The organism is Mycobacterium sp. (assembly GCF_032162605.1).
Lineage (GTDB): Bacteria > Actinomycetota > Actinomycetes > Mycobacteriales > Mycobacteriaceae > Mycobacterium.
This window is the reverse complement of record NZ_JAVROT010000373.1, coordinates 1-3,710: the sequence shown is the minus strand read 5'-3', so window position 1 is coordinate 3,710 and position 3,710 is coordinate 1. Positions and strand designations below refer to the sequence as shown.

The following is a 3,710-nucleotide window of genomic DNA, read 5'->3' as shown; positions in this document are numbered from 1 at the left end:
TGTTCGCCCACGGCGTGGAGTTCGGCGTGGACAGTGAGGGCTGCGGTCAGTGGCCCGGTTCCGTCGTGCGCTTGGACGCCCCGGTGATCCCGCACATGGGTTGGAACGTCGTCGATGCGGCACCGGGCAGTGTGTTGTTCAAGGGGTTGGACGCCGACACGCGCTACTACTTCGTGCACTCGTATGCCGCTCAGCAATGGGAGGGTGATGCGAGTGCCCTGCTGACGTGGGCGACACATCACGTCCCGTTCCTTGCGGCCGTCGAGGACCGCGCGTTGTGCGCCACCCAGTTTCATCCGGAGAAGAGTGGCGACGCGGGTGCGACGCTGCTCTCCAATTGGGTCGAGGGGCTCTGAATGGGAATGAGTGACGTGCCAGTCGAAAGACCATTGATACTTCTGCCCGCCGTCGACGTGGTCGACGGCAAGGCGGTGCGCCTCGTGCAGGGCGTGGCAGGCAGTGAAACCGACTACGGCTCGGCGTTGGACGCTGCGCTGGGCTGGCAGAAGGACGGCGCCGAGTGGATCCACCTGGTCGACCTCGACGCGGCGTTCGGCCGCGGGTCCAACCGCGACCTGCTCGCCGAGGTGATCGGCAAGCTCGACGTCGCCGTCGAGCTCTCCGGTGGCATCCGTGACGACGCATCGCTGACTGCGGCGCTGGACGCCGGTTGCGCCAGGGTGAATGTCGGCACTGCCGCGCTCGAGAATCCGCAGTGGTGCGCGCGAGTGATCGCCGAGCACGGCGACATGGTCGCCGTGGGACTCGACGTCAAGGTCGACGGTGCCAGCGCCGGCCACTACCGGTTGCGCGGCAGGGGCTGGGAGACCGACGGCGGAGACCTGTGGGCGGTACTGGAACGCCTTGATGCCGAAGGCTGCTCGCGGTTCGTCGTCACCGACGTCACCAAGGATGGCACGCTCAACGGCCCGAATCTCGACCTTCTGGCCGCCGTCGCGGAACGTACCGATGCCCCGGTCATCGCGTCCGGTGGGGTGTCGAGCCTCGACGACCTTCGCGCCATCGCGACCCTCACCGGCGCCGGTGTCGAGGGAGCGATCGTCGGGAAGGCCCTGTACGCAGGGCGATTCACGCTTCCCGAAGCCCTCGCCGCGGTGAGTCGGTAGACGGGATGGCGCTGGACGACGCGGATCTCGAGGGACTCGTCGCCGAGGCCACGGTGATCCTCGACGCTGCCGCCAAGCCATTCGTCGTCGGCCACCGCGCTCAGTCTGCGGTGCGAAAGAAGGGTAACGACTTCGCCACCGAGGTCGACCTCGCCATCGAACGCCAGGTGGTGAAGGCGTTGGAGGAGGCGACCGGCATCGGGGTGCACGGTGAGGAGTTCGGTGGCGCTCCGATCGACTCACCCCTGGTGTGGGTGCTCGACCCCATCGACGGCACCTTCAACTACGCCGCGGGGCTGCCCACCGCCGCAATCCTTCTCGGGTTGCTGCGCGACGGCGTGCCGGTCGCCGGACTCACCTGGCTCCCGTTCACCGATCAGCGCTACACCGCCACAGTGGGAGGGCCGCTGTACGCCAACGGAATTGCTCAGCCTGCACTGAAGGACGCCGAACTGGACCAGTCGATCGTCGCCATCGGGACGTTCAACGTCGACTCACGGGGCGAGTTCCCAGGCCGTTATCGGATGGCCACGCTCGAGCGGTTGAGCCGCAGGTGTTCCCGGATCCGGATGCATGGCTCGACCGGCCTTGACCTCGCCTACACCGGCGCGGGTGTGCTCGGCGGCGCCATCAGCTTCGGCCACCACGTCTGGGACCACGCGGCCGGGGTGGCGCTGGTGCGCGCGGCAGGCGGCGTCGTCACCGACCTCGCCGGCGAGGACTGGACGCCCGCCTCACGTTCGGCGCTTGCCGGGGTGCCGAACGTGCACCGCCAGATCCTCGAAATCGCGCTGGCGGTCGGCTCGCCGGGGGAGTACTGACATGGATGTCGCAGTCCGTGTGATCCCGTGTCTGGACGTTGACGACGGTCGGGTCGTCAAGGGGGTGAACTTCGAGAATCTCAGGGACGCAGGTGATCCCGTCGAACTCGCGGCGGCCTACGATGCCGAGGGTGCCGACGAGTTGACGTTCCTGGACGTGACGGCGTCCTCCTCGGGCCGGACGACGATGCTCGAGGTGGTCCGTCGGACGGCCGAGCAGGTGTTCATCCCCTTGACGGTCGGCGGCGGTGTCCGCTCGGTCGCCGACGTCGACATTCTGCTGCGCGCGGGCGCCGACAAGGTGTCGGTGAACACCGCGGCGATCGCACGCCCCGAGCTCCTCGCCGAGCTGTCCCGACAGTTCGGATCGCAGTGCATCGTGCTCTCCGTCGACGCTCGCACCGTGCCCGATGGCGCCGAGCCGACGCCGTCGGGCTGGGAGGTCACCACGCACGGCGGTAGGCGGGGTACGGGTATCGACGCGGTCGAGTGGGCCCGCCGCGGCGCCGAACTCGGCGTCGGGGAGATACTCCTGAACTCCATGGATGCCGACGGCACGAAGGCGGGCTTCGATCTGCGAATGCTGCGCGCCGTGCGCGGCGCGGTGACGGTCCCCGTCATCGCCAGCGGCGGTGCGGGCGCGGTCGAGCACTTCGCGCCCGCGGTCGAAGCCGGAGCGGACGCAGTGTTGGCCGCCAGCGTCTTTCACTTCGGTGAGCTGACCATCGGCCAGGTCAAGGCGGCGATGGCTGAGGAAGGGATCGTGGTCCGGTGACGGTGGGCAGGAGCGAAGCGACCGAGGGAGCGGCACAGCTGGATGATTCGATCGCTACGCGGCTCAAGCGTGACGCCAACGGCCTGTTCGCCGCGGTCGCGCAGGAACGCGGGACCGGGCAGGTGCTCATGGTGGCCTGGATGAACGACGACGCCCTCGCTCGGACTCTCGCCACCCGCAAGGCGACGTACTACTCGCGTTCCCGCGGCGAGCAGTGGGTCAAGGGGGAGACGTCGGGCCATACGCAGTTCGTGCACTCGGTGCGTCTGGACTGCGACGGTGACACCGTGCTGTTGGAGGTCGACCAGGTCGGCGCCGCATGCCACACCGGAGAGCACACGTGCTTCGACGCGGATCAGTTGTTGGCGCCCGAGGGTTGAGCGTTAGCGGCGGGCACTCGGTGACGAGATCCATCCGATGGGCCGCGGTCCGATGATGGCGTTGAGCGGATCGTGGGGGAGCCCCGTACATTCGGCCACCCGGTAGTGGTGGGCGCCGTGTCCGGCCATGTGGCGTCAGACGTCCATCCGGGATGCCTTGGCCCGGGCAGTCCAGCGGCCGTCGTGGTGACCGACCGCCACGGGGTGCGAGAACGCAGCCGTGACGTTGTCGGTGTTGACCGTGTCGAGGGCGGGCCCGCTCGCGACGGTTCGACCGTCGGCGATCAGCAGCGCGTGAGTCGTCGTGCTCGGCAGTTCCTCGAGGTGGTGGGTGACGAGAATCGACGCGACGTCGGGATGGGCCTCACCGAGTGAGTCGATGGTCTCCAGCAGCTGTTCCCGCGCCGCGACGTCGAGGCCGGTCGACGGTTCGTCGAGCAGGAGGAGGCGCGGGCCCGAGATCAAGGCCCGGGCAATGAGCGTCCGTCCTCGTTCACCCTGGGAGAGCGTCGGCCACACGCCGTCGACGATGCGGGTCAGACCCACCGTCTCGATCATCGCGTCGGCGCGATCGACGTCCTCCGGGCTCGGCGTCCAGCGCAGCGGT

General features: G+C 68.6%; 6 protein-coding genes. 5 read left to right on the top strand and 1 reads right to left on the bottom strand.

All coding sequences use genetic code 11. From position 1 onward, the window contains the following. The 5 genes from hisH to hisI form a co-directional block, all read left to right on the top strand. Window positions 1-356 (top strand): imidazole glycerol phosphate synthase subunit HisH (gene hisH / locus QOI01_RS20930; protein ID WP_526384315.1); only part of this gene is annotated, 356 nt, incomplete at its 5' end. Between the two features lie 6 nt (window positions 357-362). Continuing rightward, on the top strand, window positions 363-1,127 hold the full coding sequence (gene priA / locus QOI01_RS20925; RefSeq protein ID WP_526384313.1) for a bifunctional 1-(5-phosphoribosyl)-5-((5-phosphoribosylamino)methylideneamino)imidazole-4-carboxamide isomerase/phosphoribosylanthranilate isomerase PriA: 765 nt from the start codon (window positions 363-365) through the stop codon (window positions 1,125-1,127). Between the two features lie 5 nt (window positions 1,128-1,132). Then, window positions 1,133-1,948 (top strand): inositol monophosphatase family protein, encoded by an 816-nt coding sequence (locus QOI01_RS20920; protein ID WP_526384311.1) that lies wholly within the window; start codon window positions 1,133-1,135, stop codon window positions 1,946-1,948. A gap of 1 nt (window position 1,949) precedes the next feature. Further along, window positions 1,950-2,723, top strand: coding sequence for an imidazole glycerol phosphate synthase subunit HisF (gene hisF / locus QOI01_RS20915; protein WP_526384309.1), 774 nt, complete (start codon window positions 1,950-1,952; stop codon window positions 2,721-2,723). A 38-nt stretch (window positions 2,724-2,761) separates the two neighbouring features. Continuing rightward, window positions 2,762-3,103, top strand: coding sequence for a phosphoribosyl-AMP cyclohydrolase (gene hisI, locus QOI01_RS20910; protein ID WP_526384317.1), 342 nt, complete (start codon window positions 2,762-2,764; stop codon window positions 3,101-3,103). Window positions 3,104-3,238: 135 nt separating this feature from the next. On the opposite strand, the gene QOI01_RS20905 is transcribed toward hisI, so the two are convergent. After that, window positions 3,239-3,710, bottom strand: a 472-nt coding sequence (locus QOI01_RS20905; RefSeq protein WP_526384307.1) for an ATP-binding cassette domain-containing protein, incomplete at its 5' end; no start/stop codon positions are given.

Bases quoted from the DNA above. Each gene is read 5' to 3' on its own strand.
- priA (WP_526384313.1), top strand. From the start codon at position 363: ATGAGTGACGTGCCAGTCGAAAGACCATTGATACTTCTGCCCGCCGTC.
- QOI01_RS20920 (WP_526384311.1), top strand. From the start codon at position 1,133: ATGGCGCTGGACGACGCGGATCTCGAGGGACTCGTCGCCGAGGCCACG.
- hisF (WP_526384309.1), top strand. From the start codon at position 1,950: ATGGATGTCGCAGTCCGTGTGATCCCGTGTCTGGACGTTGACGACGGT.